12 protein-coding genes and 1 pseudogene are annotated in these 18,394 nt (G+C 40.1%); 8 read left to right on the top strand and 5 right to left on the bottom strand.

Features of this window, described 5'->3' with window-relative positions; all coding sequences use genetic code 11:
- Nucleotides 1-197: 197 nt before the first annotated feature.
- From EIM92_RS03655 to EIM92_RS03645, 3 genes are all read right to left on the bottom strand, one after another.
- Nucleotides 198-932 (bottom strand): type II toxin-antitoxin system PemK/MazF family toxin, encoded by a 735-nt coding sequence (locus tag EIM92_RS03655; protein ID WP_125081530.1) that lies wholly within the window; start codon nucleotides 930-932, stop codon nucleotides 198-200.
- A gap of 94 nt (nucleotides 933-1,026) precedes the next feature.
- Nucleotides 1,027-2,775 (bottom strand): ATP-binding protein, encoded by a 1,749-nt coding sequence (locus tag EIM92_RS03650; RefSeq protein WP_125081529.1) that lies wholly within the window; start codon nucleotides 2,773-2,775, stop codon nucleotides 1,027-1,029.
- Nucleotides 2,756-3,865 (bottom strand): SIR2 family protein, encoded by a 1,110-nt coding sequence (locus EIM92_RS03645; protein ID WP_125081528.1) that lies wholly within the window; start codon nucleotides 3,863-3,865, stop codon nucleotides 2,756-2,758. Before EIM92_RS03645 ends, EIM92_RS03650 begins: the two co-directional genes overlap by 20 nt.
- Before the next feature lie 234 nt (nucleotides 3,866-4,099).
- On the opposite strand from EIM92_RS03645, the gene EIM92_RS03640 reads away from it, so the two are divergent.
- The 3 genes from EIM92_RS03640 to EIM92_RS03630 are packed head-to-tail and all read left to right on the top strand — an operon-like array spanning nucleotide 4,100 to nucleotide 11,389.
- A complete protein-coding gene (locus EIM92_RS03640) occupies nucleotides 4,100-6,985 on the top strand; it encodes an SNF2-related protein (protein ID WP_125081527.1) in 2,886 nt (961 codons plus the stop codon).
- 16 nt (nucleotides 6,986-7,001) lie between these two features.
- Nucleotides 7,002-8,720: a site-specific DNA-methyltransferase gene (locus tag EIM92_RS03635; RefSeq protein ID WP_125081526.1), complete on the top strand. Its 1,719-nt coding sequence runs from the start codon at nucleotides 7,002-7,004 to the stop codon at nucleotides 8,718-8,720.
- Complete coding sequence (locus tag EIM92_RS03630; RefSeq protein ID WP_125081525.1) at nucleotides 8,717-11,389, top strand: DEAD/DEAH box helicase; 2,673 nt, start codon at nucleotides 8,717-8,719, stop codon at nucleotides 11,387-11,389. Before EIM92_RS03635 ends, EIM92_RS03630 begins: the two co-directional genes overlap by 4 nt.
- A 91-nt stretch (nucleotides 11,390-11,480) precedes the next feature.
- On the opposite strand, the gene EIM92_RS03625 is transcribed toward EIM92_RS03630, so the two are convergent.
- Nucleotides 11,481-12,634 (bottom strand): IS3 family transposase gene (locus EIM92_RS03625; protein WP_125081524.1). Its coding sequence is split into 2 segments (ribosomal slippage): nucleotides 11,481-12,373 and nucleotides 12,373-12,634, totalling 1,155 coding nucleotides; the frame shifts between segments, so codons are not numbered across the junction.
- Between the two features lie 200 nt (nucleotides 12,635-12,834).
- On the opposite strand from EIM92_RS03625, the gene EIM92_RS03620 reads away from it, so the two are divergent.
- Together EIM92_RS03620 and EIM92_RS03615 are read left to right on the top strand one after the other, a co-directional pair.
- On the top strand, nucleotides 12,835-13,134 hold the full coding sequence (locus EIM92_RS03620) for a hypothetical protein (protein WP_125081523.1): 300 nt from the start codon (nucleotides 12,835-12,837) through the stop codon (nucleotides 13,132-13,134).
- A gap of 57 nt (nucleotides 13,135-13,191) precedes the next feature.
- Nucleotides 13,192-14,408, top strand: a pseudogene (locus EIM92_RS03615) (IS256 family transposase).
- 31 nt (nucleotides 14,409-14,439) lie between these two features.
- On the opposite strand, the gene EIM92_RS03610 reads toward EIM92_RS03615, so the two are convergent.
- A complete protein-coding gene (locus EIM92_RS03610; protein WP_125081522.1) occupies nucleotides 14,440-14,655 on the bottom strand; it encodes an AbrB/MazE/SpoVT family DNA-binding domain-containing protein in 216 nt (71 codons plus the stop codon).
- A gap of 260 nt (nucleotides 14,656-14,915) precedes the next feature.
- Here EIM92_RS03610 and EIM92_RS03605 point away from each other — a divergent pair, with 260 nt between their 5' ends.
- From EIM92_RS03605 to EIM92_RS03595, 3 genes are all read left to right on the top strand, one after another.
- The gene (locus EIM92_RS03605) at nucleotides 14,916-16,169 is read left to right on the top strand and encodes a mechanosensitive ion channel family protein (RefSeq protein ID WP_125081521.1); all 1,254 of its coding nucleotides are present in this window, start codon (nucleotides 14,916-14,918) and stop codon (nucleotides 16,167-16,169) included.
- 302 nt (nucleotides 16,170-16,471) lie between these two features.
- The gene (locus EIM92_RS03600; protein ID WP_125081520.1) at nucleotides 16,472-16,897 is read left to right on the top strand and encodes an HNH endonuclease; all 426 of its coding nucleotides are present in this window, start codon (nucleotides 16,472-16,474) and stop codon (nucleotides 16,895-16,897) included.
- A 328-nt stretch (nucleotides 16,898-17,225) separates the two neighbouring features.
- On the top strand, nucleotides 17,226-18,386 hold the full coding sequence (locus EIM92_RS03595; protein WP_125081519.1) for a cobalamin-independent methionine synthase II family protein: 1,161 nt from the start codon (nucleotides 17,226-17,228) through the stop codon (nucleotides 18,384-18,386).
- The last annotated feature ends 8 nt before the right edge of the window (nucleotides 18,387-18,394 follow it).

The following is an 18,394-nucleotide window of genomic DNA, read 5'->3' as shown; positions in this document are numbered from 1 at the left end:
ATTTGTCGGGATTGAGCATTGGAAGCGCTCTAAGGGGTAATTTTGGGGCTTTGGGGGAATGATTCGCAGTCCTTGTGAGAAAACTAACGAAGCGGACCCTCTTGTCCAGAGGCGTCCGCTTCATAAATAACTCATTAAGTTGATTTAATATTACAACGAATATTATATGGTGTCAACCTAAATATGACAATTACATTTTAATTTTTTGTTGAGGCTATCTCCCGATATTGTTCGTATAGTTCTGGGGAATGACGAAGGAGCAGTTCTTCGATCGACTCAATAATTGATTTCATTTCTTCGAGTTCGGCTTCAAGATTACGTTGCTTTTTTTCAAGATCATAAATGTGATTATCGTAATGTGCGGCAAGTACTTTATTGTAGAACAGTTCGTTCATCAGATATTCATCAATTCTATCTAAAATTGCAATGTTCTTGACAACACCAATACGATCCAATATACGGTTCTTGCTTATCCAACGTGTCCAACCAACCCCTACGCCCGTATTTTCGGTAAGACCAGTTGCATCAGCTCTCGGCATATCTATAACATCTCTATGCCCTTTCCCGAATGATTTAGAGCTACAAGGTGCTATTAAAATACGGTTATATCCGTTTGCCATTACTATCGCTGGGTGTTCGTAAGAAGCTTCATACCCAAAATTCATTGCCCCTAATTCTACGTTGATAATTTCCCCTCTTTTGTATTTCGCTTTAATTTCTTTTCCACGATCATCAATCCATCTATCTACATGAATTAACCATTGAGCCATACTGTAGGCATCTGCATCCTGAAGAGTGTCCATTAGATTCCAAATGGTTTTTTTGTATGATTCTGCAACATAGGCAACTGTAAATCCTTTCTCTATTTTTTTTCGATGATCGCCTAACCTGTCGACCTCACGTTTAACATTGCGTTTATCAATGGGAAACAAACAATCACCAACCTTTATGTAATAAAACTAGTAACTACGACAAAGGAAGCCGACTCAATATGGAATTGAGTCGGTCTGCAATTACATCTAAAATTTACTCTTCTGAAGATGCGCTACTTTGTCTTCTCAGATTTTTTACTGCAAGCGACAGGTTTTGTTCATATTTTGCATTGCTCCACTCGTCCCAGAACTTAACTGAGCCCGAATTAGGTTGGTATTCAGGTTCCTGAATTTTTATTCTACTTGGCAATAAGCAAGAATCGCCGACAACTATTGCTTCTCCAACTCCTAAAGTAGGTAACTGATCTTGTATCCCACCAAGATTTTCTGGAAGTAGGTTAGAAACTGCACTTTTATCAGATTGGTTTGAAAGTCTTAGAGCTACTACATTATTGCATTGACTCATAACAGTTGTATTTAGTTCGGAAGGGCGTTGACTAATTATAAGAAGGCTTACACCATATTTTCGACCTTCTTTTGCTATTCTTTCAAAATGAGCCAAAGCTCTTGCCTCGGCAGCATCTGCAGCTAAACGATTTGGCAAGTATAAATGAGCTTCATCGCAGACAATTGCAATAGGTTGTCTTGATGAACTATCAGACCATTGCTGTACCTGGAATACTAATCTGGCAACTAAGCTAAGTACTATTGGAAGTATATCAGAGGGTACCTCACTAAAATCAATAATTTTCACACCTTTAGAGTCCTCTGTATTAGCTTTCATTAAACTATCGACTAAATAGTCCAAATAATTTACGGAGAGTTGATCTTCTTTTAATGAAAATAAGAATCCATGTCGACGATCACTTCTCTTTGAAGCAAGACGGGGAAGAAAGCGATTAAATTTACCGTTAAACGGACCATTAACCAATCCCCTACTTCCTTGTACTTTCTCCTCGTTCAACTCGGTGATATCGTTAACCACGTCGTCTAAACTATATGGGACAGGGCTATCTATGGTGAATGTCTCTAATTCTTTCTTCATATTTTCCTGTATTAATGCATCTCTTTTTGCTTTGATTACTGCATTACTAAAAGCCATTGCTTGGTTCGGAGCGTTTTCATCGCTTCTATCCAGAATTAATGCAAGCATATCCTCGTAACCAAGTAACCAGTAAGGTAAAAACAGCACATCGGATTTAGGATTATCTAAATCTGCAGGTCCTGCAATTCTATATCTCTTGATATGAGGGTGGGCAGATAACGGTTCGTATTCGCCATGTAAGTCAAAGACAATCATATTTGAATTTTTAAGACCCGCCACTTGTTCTATGATTTTGGCAACCGTCCATGACTTACCAGACCCAGTTGATCCTACAATCATGGCGTGTCTTTGAAAAAATGCATTGCCATCTAAAATTGCACGTGCTTCAGAAGCCATTGTGTATGTACCTAATGTTAAAGGAGTATTAGATTTTGCCGTTTCTTCAGCGACTAGTCCAGTAAAAAGTGTTAGGTACTCTCCGAGAAGTAAGTAACATTTGGCACCGATTTCTGGTAAATTTTCGACTGCACGTGTAAATTTTGCAATTTCTCTACCGCCACCAGGTCCTTTTAGTGTGCCTAAAGCGTTAACAGTAATGTCATTATTAGTTGTATTATTATCTTCCTCATCCATTTCCTCGGAATAATTACTTGGTTCATACTCAAGTCTGACAACACGTTCGATTCGCCCTATTAATCGAGTATTAGGGTCTGAAGTATGCATTATTACATAGCCATTTACATTAACTCTCCTAAGCTGTTCTTCGTCGGTGGTGGAGATATTAACGCTATAACTGTCAACTTTATTTACAAACCCAATAAATTGATCCTCGTGAATATTAAACAGATCTTGACTCATTAATATCAGCTCCCCATGCTTGATTTAATAATTCTTTAAATGTCCAATGCTCTGGCTCTTCAGTAATAAACGGTTCTATTACGTCACTTATTATCTGGCTTCCTTGTTCAAGTTTTTGTACGGCAATATAGTTTTTTATTTTATTACTATCAATTAATTCTTTGGCATTATCAGATAGTTCCCTTGCTAGTATGACTTTTTTTATAGAATTATTACGAAGAATTGAATCAAAATTACCTTGGATATGTAAATCATTAAACCCGAATCCCAAAAAAACGAGGGCTTTGCTGCTACTCAATACTTGTTTCATCTCTGAAAGAATAATGTTATAGGGCTCTTTGTGGGTTTCCAGATACTTTCCGATACCTGGTGTCACGATTGTTGGAGTAATCTGAACTCTCCCAAGCCTCGGAACCAGATGATTTCCTATACCCTGCACTTTTTTTACTTGTCCGTCAGGAAATTTGAACCAACTCAGCGAACCGTGTGGTTTATAAATCCTTATATGCTGATGTTTTCTAGTGACAGGTCTTTTTCCTACTAACGAAACATTCTTCATCCGTTCATTTAATTCAGAGACGGGTAGAAGCGATCCAATAGTACCTTCATGAAACCCATCCCAGATTCTCCACCCTGAACTTGATGCTGACCATTCTATCAAATGGTCATAATTTGTAGTGATGATATGAATTGTATCGGTAGTCGAGTTCTTAAATGTTTTGAAATAGCGTGAAAATCCTGTAGGATCGTTATCATTTGAGATTTCTAGAATGAGTTTTTGTTCATCATCTGATATACAACACCATGTCTGTTGAATTATTTCTTTTAGAAGCAAATTGCTAATTGCGTCCCCAGAATCTTGAAGTGCCTCTTCCAATCCTTTTTCTTCTTTGATGAGTCTAGTTTTAATTTGTTCCCATTGACTTGAATCTTCTTGTCTAAACTTGTCAGTATTCACATTTTCAATCAAGTATGTTGCTAATTGTCCCATCCCAGATATTCCAGCACCAGCTGAAAGACCACTTCCTACTACAAAGACGGGGTTTAATCTTATTGTGTTCTCTATATATTGGACATATGACTTATTCATCAATAAGTTCTCCTTAGATAATTACTAATTATTGCTTCAACTTTTGCATGTAGATAATTCGACGGAAAGAGTGGTAAATCCTGCTATCAAATTTAAGTCGTTGCGGAATGTAGTCGAAAAATGGCATTAGAAGGGAGATGCTTTAAAAAAGAAACAAGGAAAATATACCTACGCTGTCGAATAAGACCCTAGAGGATGTATATATGCAATAGAAAAATTAGGGTGACGCATGAAATGAGTACAGCATACCATAGTCAGTATTTCGCATATGAGCTAACAAAGCAGAGTGCTTCCAATACAGTAGGTCGTTTAAGTCAATCTTTGATTAATGCAACGGTAGATCTGAATCCCCATCAAGTAGAAGCTGCGTTGTTTGCATTTCAAGCGCCGTTAGAGCGTGGAGCAATTCTTGCGGATGAGGTCGGTCTCGGAAAAACGATTGAAGCAGGATTGATTATTAGTCAATTATGGGCGGAGCGAAAAAGAAAAATATTAATCATTGTCCCCCCGCCACTTCGAAAGCAATGGAATCGGGAGCTAATCGAGAAGTTCTACATACCTTCGATTATTATGGAGAGCAAAAACTACAACGAGTTAGTTCGGGAAGGACAGGCATTCCCATTTGAACAAAGGGATAACGTAGTTATCACCTCTCTTCAGTTTGCCCGTAATAAATCGGCAGATTTAAAGCGAACCCAATGGGACTTAATTATTATTGATGAGGCTCATCGTCTTCGTAATGTTTATAAAAAGTCAAACAAAATCGCTAGAATACTGCGTGAGGCAACTGAAGGTTTTCCGAAAATACTTTTGACTGCTACACCCTTACAGAACTCACTAATGGAATTGTACGGTTTAGTTAGTTTTATTGATCCAAGACTATTTGGAGATGAAACGACTTTCCGCAAGCAATTTGGTCACGGAACGAAGGAAATGACGAAATATGATTTCCTAGACTTAAAAGACCGATTGAGACCTGTATGCCATCGAACACTTCGCAGGCAGGTAACTGAATATGTACCCTACACGAAAAGAATACCATTAGTACAGGAGTTTACTTCCAGTGCCTTAGAATGGGAGCTGTACGAGAAAGTTTCTAATTACCTTCAGCGTGAAGATATTTTTGCGTTGCCGAAAAGTCAGCGCAACCTAATGACTTTGGTTGTACGCAAAATATTAGCATCTTCATCTTTTGCAATTTCTGATACGTTGTTATCACTGATAAAGAGACTAGACGCTTCTTTGGAAGAAGTGGGTTTAGCAGAAGAGATTGAAAACATCTATAATGATATTGATGAGTTGGATAGCACGGTTGAAGAATGGACAGAGGAAAACGAGGATGCCGATCAAAACGAAGACGATGATGATCGAGCTACTGAGCGTGAGGAATTGCTCCGTGAACGTGAAGAATTGCTCTCATACTATAATCTAGCCAGCTCCATCACAGAAAACGAGAAGGGGAAAGCTTTGCTTATTGCCCTCACTAATGGTTTCGAAAAGCTCCGTGAACTTGGTGCGAATGATAAAGTGGTTATCTTTACGGAATCAAGAAGAACGCAGGCGTATTTAAAGGAAATGCTTGAGCAGAACGGCTATCATGGTAAAATTGTAGTATTCAATGGGACAAATAATTCGCCTGAGATAAAGGAAATTTATCAAGAGTGGCTCGAGAAGCATCAAGACGATGATCAAATCACAGGCTCAAAGACGGCGGATACAAGAGCTGCATTGGTTGAATATTTCCGTAACGAAGCTTCCATTATGATAGCAACCGAATCGGCGGCAGAAGGAATTAACCTTCAATTTTGCAGTTTAGTTGTAAATTATGACTTGCCATGGAATCCGCAACGTATTGAACAACGGATTGGCAGATGCCATCGTTATGGTCAGAAGCACGATGTGGTCGTTATTAATTTCTTAAATCGCAAAAATGCCGCTGATCGTCGAGTTTATGAATTGCTGGATCAGAAATTCAGTTTGTTCGAAGGAGTATTTGGCTCTTCTGATGAAGTGCTTGGCTCTCTTGAATCGGGTGTTGACTTTGAAAAAAGAATCCAGAAAATTTATCAATCCTGTCGTTCTGCCGATGAAATTCAAGAAGCATTCAATCAATTACAGGTGGAATTGGACGAGCAAATCCAATGTCGAATGAAAGAAACCCGCAAGAATTTACTCGAGAATTTCGATGATGAAGTACGTGAAAAGCTAAGAACCCATTACGAACAAACAACACTTCAATTAAATAAGATGGAGCGTTATTTATGGGCTATGTCTGTCTATGAAGGCAGTGCGCAAGCGCATTTCGATTCAGGGCAATTAAGCTTTAGGCTTTTGAATAGCAACGATAAATACCAGTTAATTTCACAAATGAAGAAGAATGCAAGCAGTGATCATGTACATCATTATCGATTAGGTCACCCACTGGCAATAAATTGGATTGAGCAAGCAAAAAGTCGGAAATTACCCAAGAAGCTGATACAATTCCGTTATTCCGACTATGAAGGAAGAGTAAGCCTATTGCAGAATTTAATCGGGAATAATGGTTGGTTATCCCTTGATTTGTTACAAGTAAAATCTGCAGAAGATGAGGAACACTTAATTTTCTCGGCAATTGATTCTAATGGAAATCAGATTGATCAAGAACTTTGCGAAAAATTATTCGATTTACCTGCAAGTGAACTAGAACTTGTTGAAGATGACGAGAGTGGATTTGCGTATTTTGGAAATCAAATAAGTGAAATAAACAAGCAACAAGAATCAGCTATCCTATGGGGTATTCAAGAGAGGACGAATGAGTTTCTTGACCGAGAGTTGGAAAGGCTAGACAAGTGGTCAAAGGACTTAAAGGATAAGTTGGAGACCGATTTGAAGGATTTGGATGCAGAAATAACCCAACTCCAAAAAGAAGCAAGAATGGTTCGTCAAATTGCTGAAAAGCTGGAACTAAATAAGACGATAAGAGAACGTGAAAAACAACGAAGCGAAATGCGCCGAAGTCTGTTTGATGCACAAGACGAGATTGATCGTCAGAAAGAACAACTATTTGTAGAGGTTGAGAAAAAGCTCGAGCAGAAGATAAGTAGACAGCATTTGTTCCTAATTAGATGGGAAGTAGTATAACGATTGAGGTGTAAAGATGAGCAAGAAAACTAAGTTGGAATTGACTTGGATAGGTAAAGATGAGGAAACTAAATTAGAGCCAAGAATACTTCTTGAAGATCAGGAGAAATCATATCATGCAGATAAAAGATATTCCGAAAACGATTTTTTTGACAATCGATTAATCTTTGGGGACAATTTATTGGCACTACGGGCTTTAGAACAAGAATTCACAGGGAAAATAAAATGTATATATATTGACCCTCCATATAATACTGGAAACGCATTTGAACATTATGATGATGGTATAGAGCATAGCTTGTGGTTAAAATTAATGAAAGAGCGACTTGTAATTTTAAAAAAGCTACTATCCAATGAAGGGTTTATATGTGTTCATATTGATGAGTCAGAGGGCGCTTACCTTAAAGTCCTAATGGACGAACTATTTGGAAGAGAAAATTATTTAAGCACAATTTATATTCAAGTAAGATACCCAGATAAAACACTTAAAGAAGATATGATATTCCATAAACAAATTGAGCATATATTAGTATACAGGAAGTCGCCACAAGCAAGAGCAAATCGTACCCAAAAGGATTATGATTATGATAAATTTTGTTACTATATCGAGGAACTTTCAGCAGGCGAAACAATTACTTTAGGCGGGAAAGAAGTTATTATTTTTAAACCAGACCAGTATAAAATAGTTAAAAGGACTGGGTCTGTTGAAGGTTTCAAGGAAATATGGGCATCAGGTTCAATATTAGATGGAAACTCTTCAGGGAGATTTTTCCGAGACTATCTGGCAGATAGAAAAGATGTTGACGGACTAGGCTGTATGTACAAAGTTAAAAATATTGGTGATGATGGCAAAGGATATAGATATTTTACTGGTCCAAAGCGGGAAAATGCTACTAGGGGAAAGTATTATCAAGGTGTTCCAGTTGATAGACAGGAGCTAGATGAAGATAATATCACCTATCTTCCAATTCTTAACTTTTACGATTTTGCAGCACAATTTGGTAACTGTAGACACGAGGGCGGAGTGGAGTTTAAGAGTGGTAAAAAGCCTGAGGTTCTTGTAGAGCTGATCCTGAAGCACTTTAGTAATAAGGGGGATTGGGTTCTTGATTCGTTTGGTGGCTCTGGAACTACAGGAGCAGTTGCCCACAAAATGGGGAGAAAATGGATTATGGTAGAATTGGGTGAGCATTGCGACTCTCATATTATCCCCAGACTATCATCTGTAATTGATGGAAAAGACCAATCAGGGATTAGTAAAGAGTATGGTTGGTTGGGTGGCGGTGGATTTAGATACTATACTCTAGCACCTAGTTTGCTTGAAAAAGATAAGTTTGGTAATTGGGTTATAAGTAAAAATTATAATGCGTTAATGTTAGCAGAAGCGATGTGTAAACATCATGGGTTTACCTATTCACCTAATGAATCAATTTTTTGGAAGCAAGGATATTCTACGGAAACGGATTTCATTTATACAACAACCCAGCTAATGACAAGAGAAGTTGTTGACCAAATTCATGACCAACTAGCAGATGATGAGACATTATTGATTTGCTGTAAAGCATATAACGCAAACGCTGAGGATTATCCCAAGATTACCTTTAAAAAAATTCCCGCATCCATTCTTAATAAGTGTGAATTTGGAAGAGATGATTATAGCTTAAATGTTGCACAGCTTCCTCAACTAGAAAGGACAGAACAATTGGAGCTGTTTAGTGAAGGGGAAGAGCCATGAATAAACATGTAAACTCAATATCAGCTCGGCTTAGTTTAAGAAAGCCACAAAAGGAATCATTAAAAATTTTGTCCGATATTGTTGACATCATAGAGCTCGGGCGCTATGATAACCAAGCTCTGGTTGATGAATTAGAAAAGATTAAATCATTATATCCATCTGTTACGGATTTTGAACGTGAATTTCCTTCTATTTGTTTCGCCTTAGCAACAGGTGTGGGTAAGACACGATTGATGGGGGCATTTATTTCCTATTTGTTTTTAAGTAAAGGGATCAAAAATTTTTTTGTGCTTGCTCCCAATTTGACGATTTATAATAAGTTGATTCAGGATTTTACTCCTAATACTAAAAAATATGTATTCAAGGGGATAACTGAATTTGCTTCATTTCCTCCTGTAGTTATAACTGGTGAAACTTATGAAGATGAAACAGGAAGTTTATTTAGTGATGAAGTTCGTATTAATATATTCAACATATCCAAAATTAACTCTGAAGTGCGTGGCGGTAAAGCGCCACGTATCAAAAGATTGAGTGAATATATTGGCGAGAGCTACTTTGAATATCTGGCATCATTGCCTGATCTGGTTTTACTTATGGATGAATCCCATCGGTATCGTGCATCTGCAGGGGTCAAAGTATTAAATGAATTAAAACCGATATTAGGGCTGGAATTAACCGCTACCCCTCAAGTAGAATCGGGTACTCGGACAATTCCTTTCAATAACGTGATCTACAGTTATCCGTTACATAAAGCAATGGAGGATGGTTTTGTCAAAGAGCCAGCCGTTGCTACACGTGAGAACTTCAATTCAAGCCAATATTCGGAAGAACAATTAGAAAGGCTAAAGCTGGACGATGGAATTCTTGTGCATGAGGAAACCAAAGTCGAACTTGAAGTATACGCAAGGCAGAATCATCTACCGATTGTGAAGCCATTTGTTCTGATCGTAGCTCAGGATACGACTCATGCAGGCAAATTAATGGATATTATCCAGTCGGAAAGCTTCTTTGAAGGTCGATATCGGAACAAGGTAATAACCGTTCATTCTAATCAAAGCGGGCAAGAAAAAGATGAAACGATTCAAGAACTAATGCAATTAGAGAACCCTGCATCAGAAACGGAAATTGTCATTCACGTCAATATGCTTAAAGAAGGCTGGGACGTAACGAATCTCTATACGATTATTCCATTAAGAGCTGCGAATTCGAAGACGCTTGTAGAACAATCCATTGGAAGAGGCTTGCGTTTACCTTATGGAAAAAGGACTGGGGTAGAAGCAGTTGACCGACTGACAATTATCGCTCATGATCGTTTTCAGGAGATTGTAGATGAAGCGAACAACCCGAATTCTATTATCCGAAGTGGCGTATACATCGGAAAAGACATAGCCAAAGAACAAAAGCAAGCTGTTACCTCTGTGCCCAAGATTGAACAGAGTATCGTTCAGCAAGTTCAGGCGCAAGTCTCAGCAATTCCTACAAGCACTGGTGAATCGAAGCAAGTTCAGACGGAAGATGTTAAAAGTGTTTATGAATTAGCTCAAAGAAAGCTTCAGGCTTACGAACATTTACCGAGTTCGAAGTACCTAGCAACTGGAGATGTTAAGCGTCAACTAGTTGAGGAGATTCGTACAGAATATCTCGTCAATCAATTGGATCTATTTCCAGAGCAGACTACTGCCTTGGTTGAACAAGTGGTAGAAGCGTTAGTCGAAAAGACCATTCAACACAGTATCGATATTCCGAGAATTGTCGTTCAGCCTGTTGGCGAGTTAACATGGGGATATCACCCATTTAGTTTGGAAACTTCCAGCGTCAACTTGCAACCTGTTGCTGAACATATTTTGATACAGCATCTAAGGACGCATACTCGGGAAATATTACAACGGAATAACACCCAAGCAAATGAAGAAAGATTGGAAGATTACCTGATTTCTTCACTCATTGATTATCCTGATATTTCATACGATGACCATGCTGAACTTTTATACAATTTAAGTAACCAGATGGTCAAGCACTTACAGAGCTATTTGCCAGATGATAACGCTGTTCGCAATGTGCTTCAATATAATCAGCGGCGGTTAGCTGAACTGATTCATACACAGATGAAAGAGCATTATTATGAGACAGCTGCCGCTTATGAAGTCCATGTAAGCAAAGGATTTACAACGTTCAAACCAGTGAGTTACACAACTTTGCTAAACGAAGGTGTAAGACCGTTCCGCCAGCCCGTAGAAGATAAATCACGTATCCGTAGTATGGTTTTTGGTGGGTTTATTAAATGCTTATACCCCGAGCAGAAATTTGATTCGGATAGTGAGCGTCAGTTTGCAGTTATTTGCGAGAATGATCCGAACGTGGACAAATGGTTTAAGCCATTAGCTGAACATTTTAAAATCTATTACAATCAAAGCAATGCGTATGAACCAGATTTCGTGGTTGAGACCAAGACAAATAAATTCATCTGCGAAATAAAGAAAGAGAAAGAAATGGAAGACAGTGTCGTTCAAGCCAAAGCACGTGCAGTTGTGGAATGGTGTACTTATGCATCAAAGCATGAACTTGAACACGGAGGTAAAGAGTGGAGTTATCTGCTCATCCCCCATTCCAATGTTCAAGAAAATATGACTATCGAGGGCTTGAAGTCACGTTACCTTTTCCGAGCCTAAATGAGCAAGTGCAACAACAAACTAAGGGCAGAAGAACGAACCGAGTGTGGTCTTACCCCTGTCAAGTAGACAGTAAAAAAAGAGGATCAATTTATGCGGCGATCGCTTTCCGGTACTCAACTGGAGAACGGTCGCCGAGTTTTTTTTGGAAACGCTCATGATTGTAAAATTCAATATATTCCTCAATGAGACGACGTGCTGAATGCTGATCGTTCGGACGTTTAAGGTACAGCTGTTCGGTCTTCAAATGGGAGAAAAACGACTCCATGCAGGCATTGTCATAACAGTTGCCTCGCCTTGAGTGGCTGCCCTGGAGCCCTTGTGCGAGCAACTGAGTCTCGTAAGCCTTGTGCGTGTATTGGAAGCCTTGGTCAGAATGTAAGACTGCATCCTTGCGAGTACCGAGTTGCTTTACTGTGTCCAGCACAAGTTGCAAGTCATTGCGCTCAGAGAGTTCCCAAGCGACAATCTCATTGTTATGCAAATCCATTACAGTCGACAAATAGGTGAAATCGTGACCGATCCGTACGTAAGTAATATCCGTGACTAGCTTGGTAAATGGAGCAGATGCTTGAAAGTCCCTGTTCAAGACATTAGCAAACACGACAGAAGGCTTGCGCCCTGCATTTGGACGCTTCTTGCGGATGACTGACCGGATCCCGAGCTCACGCATAAGCCGTCTGACTTTCTTGCGGTTAACAAGCAATCCTTCCCTACGTAAAGCCGTACACATACGGATGTAACCGAAATAGGGCCGCAAACGGTGAATGGCAAGTATATGCTCCTTCAGATCAGCATCTCGCTCCTGACGTTGTTGCTGGTTACTTAGAGCAGCTTTCCACTTGTAATACCCGGCACGAGACACTTCAGCAATCTTACACAGCATGACTATCGAGTGGTTCCCAATCATTTTTTCGATGGTCCTAAACCGGGCTTGCTTATCCAACTTCCCTCCCCATGTAGATTCGGATTGAGCTTTTTTAGATATTCGACCTGCGCTTTCAGATGCTCGTTCTCTTCCTCGAGACTGCTGAAGTGTTTTTTCGCCCAACGCCCCCGATAATCCTTGAACGATTCACCATTCATATGTTTGCGTACCCAAGTTACAATCTGAGCATCGCTTTTGATCCCCAACTTTTCCTTGATCTGAGTATAGCTCCATTGCTCTTCAATTCGTAAACGAACGGCTTCTCGCTTCGTTTCTTCGTCGTATCGATTAAACTTCTGACCCTTCTTTGGTGGCATAGAAAAATCCCCTCCGGTCTACAGTGTTGAATTCATAATATCATGAACTCTTTTTTCACTGTCTACCGTAAGGGGATAATATCAGTGTTTGAGTTCTTCTGCCCTTTTATTAGTCTACTAACAAATGCAAGCTCCTCACTTGACAAATGTAAAATCCAACATATAATGTTTACACATTTGAAAATGAGGAGGTTTTATAAGTGTTAGTAATTAGGACATTAAACGATGTAAGATCATTTATAGATAATTTTAATACATATGCCGAGATAGACGAAAATAATGGGACTTATGTATTCAGCCTCGAAAATGGAAATTTGCGTTGCGTAGGGATAGGAATAACAAACTTCTATAGGTTAGACGAGCAATTCTATCACAACAATTATGGCATGAACTGGCGTGATAAACTTGCTGACGAAGTAGATGAACCACAGAAATTTGTATGGGAGAATCGCAAGTGGATTAATGCGAAACTGAAAAGAAATAACGAGATTGATTACTAAAAGGTGTAAACTCCAAAACCCATTAAAATGGAACTAATAGAAAGGTTGGGAGAATACATGGGACATTGGACGAAACAACAGTTACGCGACTTCATTAAAGAGAATAATCTGGTAACGGCACAGGATGCTCAAAACGCATTAAAGAACCTATTTGCAGAAACAATCCAGGAGATGCTCGAAGCGGAGATGGAAACATATCTGGGTTATGCCAAGCACGACATCACGGCGAAAGCGACGTCAAACAGCCGTAATGGTAAAAGCAAGAAAACTGTCGTTAGTGAGTATGGTGAGCAAGAAATATTCGTACCCCGTGATCGTTTAGGCGAGTTTGAACCGCTTGTGGTGAAGAAGCACCAGTCCAATGTCACAGGCATTGAGGAACAGATCATTGGCTTTACACGAAGGGCGACAGCACGCGTGAAATTCAAGATCATCTACAGCAGTTGTATGGCATCGAAGTCTCCCCGACACTGATCTCGAACGTGACAAACAAGGTTATCCCTATGGTCAAGGAATGGCAAAATCGGCCGCTACAGAGCGTATATGCCGTCGTCTTTCTCGACGCCATTCATTTCAAAGTGAAGCAAGACGGAGCTATTGTCAACAAGGCGGCTTACATGGTCATCGGCATCGATCTGGACGGGAACAAAGACGTCCTAGGCATGTGGATTGGCGAAAACGAGTCGTCCAAGTTCTGGCTCAATGTCTTGAACGAGTTAAAAAACCGCGGCGTACAAGACATTCTCATTACGTGTGTCGATAATCTAACTGGTTTCTCGCAAGCGATAAGCGCTTGTTATCCCGCTACAGAGATTCAGAAGTGCATCATCCATCAAATCCGTAATTCAACGCGCTACGTGTCCTACAAGGACTTGAAGAAGGTGACGGCCGATCTGAAGCCGATCTACAAAGCAGCAACCGAAGAAGGGGCGCTTGTGGAGCTAGATCGCTTTGAGGAGGAGTGGGGCACAAAGTATCCACTGATCATCCGTTCTTGGCGCAACAACTGGAGCTCGCTACATTCTTCAAGTACCCGCCGGAAATTCGCAAGTTGATCTACACCACGAACATGATCGAGAGTTATCACCGTCAATTGCGCAAAGTGACGAAAGGCAAAAGCATCTTTCCCAGCGACGAGGCTCTCCTTAAAAATGCTGTATTTATCCACAATGAACGTTGTACGGAAGTGGACGGGCCGTGTTCAGAACTGGGGACAAATGCTGCTACAGTTTTCGGTTTTCTTCCCTGATCGCGTGGGTCAGCACTTGAGGTAGGGGGGCGGAGTCCCCCTCTAAGCATCACCCTCTACATTCGTTTACGCAAAGTTCTTGATAGACCCTCTTCAGGTAATGAGACTTTTGTTGATTTCTTAATAATGATTTCTCCTGTAGCAGGACTAACATCAATGCTGACTAAATCACCTTGATCGAGTCCAATTTGCTTCAAAGCGTCAGTCATGGTTATACCGAGGCTGTTGCCAAATTTGGTGACCTTCCGTTCCATCTCAATCATCCTATTCATTAGGGTTCCTTCTTATCTTATTCAACTGTTATTAAAATTATATATTTATATAGTCTACATTTAAACTATAAAGCTCCTCCTCGCCTCCATAGTACTATCAGAAAGACCACCGTTGAAGGTGGTCTTTTTTTATACGTCTGCACCAAGCACCTCCCAGATGAAGCAACGTAATGCCTTATTTTGAACTTTGCTTAGCACTAGAATCTAACTTATAATAATAGGCTAACATAGGCTAATTCATACTGCGTTAGGAGGAGACAATGGAATTTATTAGAAATCAACTAGACGGATATGGCATGAGCGAACAAACCATTGGATATCTATCGAATATGATCATGGTCGTTTTTATAGCTGTGGTCTGTATACTGGCTAATTACATAGCCAAAAAAATCGTGTTGAAGACGATTATTCATATCGTCCATAACAATAGGTATACATGGGATAATATTATTTTGGAGAAAAAAGTGTTCCATAAGCTGTCGCATCTCGTGCCAGCCATCATCATTTATTACTCTGCTTCCATCTTCCCGCTTTATCAAGGTTGGATTGAAAAGGCCGCATTAACGTACATGATTATTGTAACCATCATGGTGCTTAATGCGCTGCTCAATGCTTTTGACGCGATTTACCGTTCGTTTGAAGTCTCCAAGATCAGACCGATTAAGGGGTACATTCAGGTGGCAAAAATCGTATTGTTTATTATCGGCGGCATTGTGGTGATCTCGAATCTCATCGGTCAGAACCCCTTGATCATTCTCAGTGGGCTTGGTGCTTTGTCGGCTGTACTGATGCTCGTCTTTAAGGATTCCATATTAGGTCTGGTGGCAGGCATTCAATTATCATCGAATGATATGGTGCGTGTCGGTGACTGGATTGAAATGCCAAAATATAATGCGGATGGCGACGTAATCGACATTACGTTAAACACGGTAAAGGTTAGAAATTTCGATAAGACGATCACGATGATTCCGAGCTACGCGCTCATCTCAGACTCGTTCAAGAATTGGAGAGGCATGCAAGTATCCGGTGGTCGTAGGATCAAGCGAAGCTTCTATATTGATACGAGCAGCATAAGCTTTTGTACCGAGGAAATGATTGAGGAATTCAAGAAAATTCACTACCTTACCGATTATGTTACGACAAGATTAGATGAAATTAATGCATACAATCGGGAACACCAGATTAATACTGAAAGTAAAGTGAATGGCAGACAGCTTACGAATGTGGGCGTATTCAGAGAATACATCCATCAATATTTGCGGAACCATCCAAAAATTCACCAGGAAATGACGCTGATTGTTAGACAGTTAGCACCGGGGGATAACGGATTGCCATTGGAAATCTATGCTTTCAGCAATGATACCAACTGGGCAGTGTATGAATCGATTCAGGCGGATATCTTTGACCACATCTTTGCAGTTGCGCCGACATTTGGGCTTCGTGCCTTCCAAAATCCCACGGGCCATGATATTGCCAATCTGAAAGAAAGCACGCAATTTTCGCGAGGGTATTGAGATCGAATCGGAGGTAAGTTTGAGCGATTTGAAGGTGAAGGCATCTAAATTAAGTCTGGTAACGGCACGGCGATTAGGTGATGAATTGGGCATGAGTTCGGTACTTTATCGAATTCATGCCTTTTGATTTGGTCTTAATAAGTAAAAAATTTACTAGTAGAAGAAATGGAGTACCCGTAGACAGCTACGTGGCGTTAGGGGTTCAACTCCCCTAGCCTCCACCATCATGAACACCATCCGCATGATGATGGTTTTTTTGTTAATAATAAGTCAGAGCATTTCGTACAGTTGGAGTGAAATAGATGAATCATAATCATAATGAGGGAACAATGATATCGGTACTCAATATGGATGGTCAAGAACTAACACCATGTTTGCCTCATCGAGCTTGGCGGGAAGTCGAGCGTTCGCGTGCCGTCTGGATTGATGAGGAGACGATTCAATTACTTTATAACCCGTTCTTATTTCGTAACTATCGAAAAGTTGCGCTAAAACGGGATCATCATACTTGTTTGTGGTGTGGACGTCCCGCCACGACAGTGGATCATATTATCCCCTCAAGCAAAGGCGGATCGGATCTTCCACACAATCTGCTTGCTTCATGTAGCGATTGTAATACGAAGCGAGGAAACCGTACTGCGTTCTCTTATCTTGCCGAAAATGCACATTCGCCTCCTAATCTTATCAAGCTTTGTTGGCGCATTTTTAGAGCTAAATACAGACACTAATAAGTGTAAAAAAACGATACTTGAGCAAAGGTAGGGAATTGTATTTTTTACCAAAAGGTCGCAAGAGGAATCGAATGGGTTTGCTTTGCCAACATTAAACTGTGACTACACCCATGAAAGCTCGCTTATGTGGCGTTGCCTTCGGACAATAAATCCACAGCCGTATGAGGTTGTGGTTGTTTCTATGCTGTTATTTCAAATCATACTTTCCCCGTTATAGCTTTTAGCTATAACTAGTTATGACTTTTGAGTGTTACGTTATAATACCTCATCCGTGCTACAATCAGAGCATTACAAAATGATGAGACAGAACGGGGAGGTTTTTTGAATGTGCAGTAAATTCCAAACAGTAGGCAGTTTGTTGCGGCCGTCTGAGCTATTGAAATATAAAACACAAATAGAACATCGTGATGACATCACTTATCCGTTCTATCAGGATTTTGAGGGTTATGAGCAGTGTGAAACTGAGGCAATTCAGGCAGTAGTTGAAAAACAAATTGAGCATGATTTGTCCGTTATTACAGATGGTGAATATTCCAAATCCATGTGGCATCTAGACTTTGTTTGGGGATTCCAGGGAATTGATCGCTATATTGCCGAGCATGGTTATTTCTTCCGCGACCTGGATGGAAGTTCAAAATATGAGACACGAAAAGATATTGGCTTGCGCATTACAGGTGAATTGAGCGGAAAGGACCATCATTTCATAAGAATATTTAAGAAACTCCAAGCTCTAGCTGGTGATCGTGAAACGAAGCTATGCGTACCTTCGCCATCTCATATTTTTGGAGAGTTGTCCTGGTCGGATAACATTGGCGGTAAAGATGCGGTTTATAAAGATCGACAGGAGCTTAAAAATGGCCTCGTCCAGGCATATAAGGAATTTGTTGAGGAGTTTGCTGGGGCTGGCGGGAAAATTCTGCAATTTGACGATTGCTTATGGGAACTGTTTGCAGATGACAACCCGAATTCTCCGTATACCGGTGAGCATATCAACCAAGAGGAAGTACAAGCTCTTGCTACTGAATTTATTGACATTAACAATACATTGATTGATTTTGGTCATAGCTTAGGTTTGAAAATGTGGACGCACAATTGCCGCGGCAACTATGATTCCCGTAATATGGGTGGCGGCTCCTATGTGAAAATTGCTAATCTGTTCTTGAAGCAGCTTAAATATGACCGTTTCTTCCTGGAATGGGATGATGAACGTGCAGGTTCACTTGAGGCGCTTGCCGTCTTCAAGGATAAGCCGGAAACAGAAATTGTACTTGGCTTGTTGTCATCTAAAACGAATACGCTGGATGATGAAGAGCGTGTCTTCAGAATGCTAGATGAAGCATCGCGGATTATTGACAAGGATCGATTGCTGCTATCCCATCAATGTGGATTTGCTTCTTGTGATGGGGGGAATGAATTAACTGAGGCTGAGCAGTGGGCAAAAATTAATCAAGGACAAAGAATTGCTAAGCAATATTGGAGTAAATAAGGATTTAA

The organism is Paenibacillus lentus (assembly GCF_003931855.1).
GTDB classification, from domain to species: domain Bacteria; phylum Bacillota; class Bacilli; order Paenibacillales; family Paenibacillaceae; genus Fontibacillus; species Fontibacillus lentus.
The sequence above is the reverse complement of the archived record's forward strand: the minus strand, read 5'-3'. Positions and strand labels throughout refer to the sequence as shown.

Coding starts and splice junctions, on each gene's coding strand:
- EIM92_RS03650 (WP_125081529.1), bottom strand. CDS start 2,775: ATGAGTCAAGATCTGTTTAATATTCACGAGGATCAATTTATTGGGTTT.
- EIM92_RS03635 (WP_125081526.1), top strand. CDS start 7,002: ATGAGCAAGAAAACTAAGTTGGAATTGACTTGGATAGGTAAAGATGAG.
- EIM92_RS03595 (WP_125081519.1), top strand. CDS start 17,226: ATGTGCAGTAAATTCCAAACAGTAGGCAGTTTGTTGCGGCCGTCTGAG.
- EIM92_RS03630 (WP_125081525.1), top strand. CDS start 8,717: ATGAATAAACATGTAAACTCAATATCAGCTCGGCTTAGTTTAAGAAAG.
- EIM92_RS03600 (WP_125081520.1), top strand. CDS start 16,472: ATGAATCATAATCATAATGAGGGAACAATGATATCGGTACTCAATATG.
- EIM92_RS03605 (WP_125081521.1), top strand. CDS start 14,916: ATGGAATTTATTAGAAATCAACTAGACGGATATGGCATGAGCGAACAA.
- EIM92_RS03640 (WP_125081527.1), top strand. CDS start 4,100: ATGAGTACAGCATACCATAGTCAGTATTTCGCATATGAGCTAACAAAG.
- EIM92_RS03645 (WP_125081528.1), bottom strand. CDS start 3,865: ATGAATAAGTCATATGTCCAATATATAGAGAACACAATAAGATTAAAC.
- EIM92_RS03610 (WP_125081522.1), bottom strand. CDS start 14,655: ATGAATAGGATGATTGAGATGGAACGGAAGGTCACCAAATTTGGCAAC.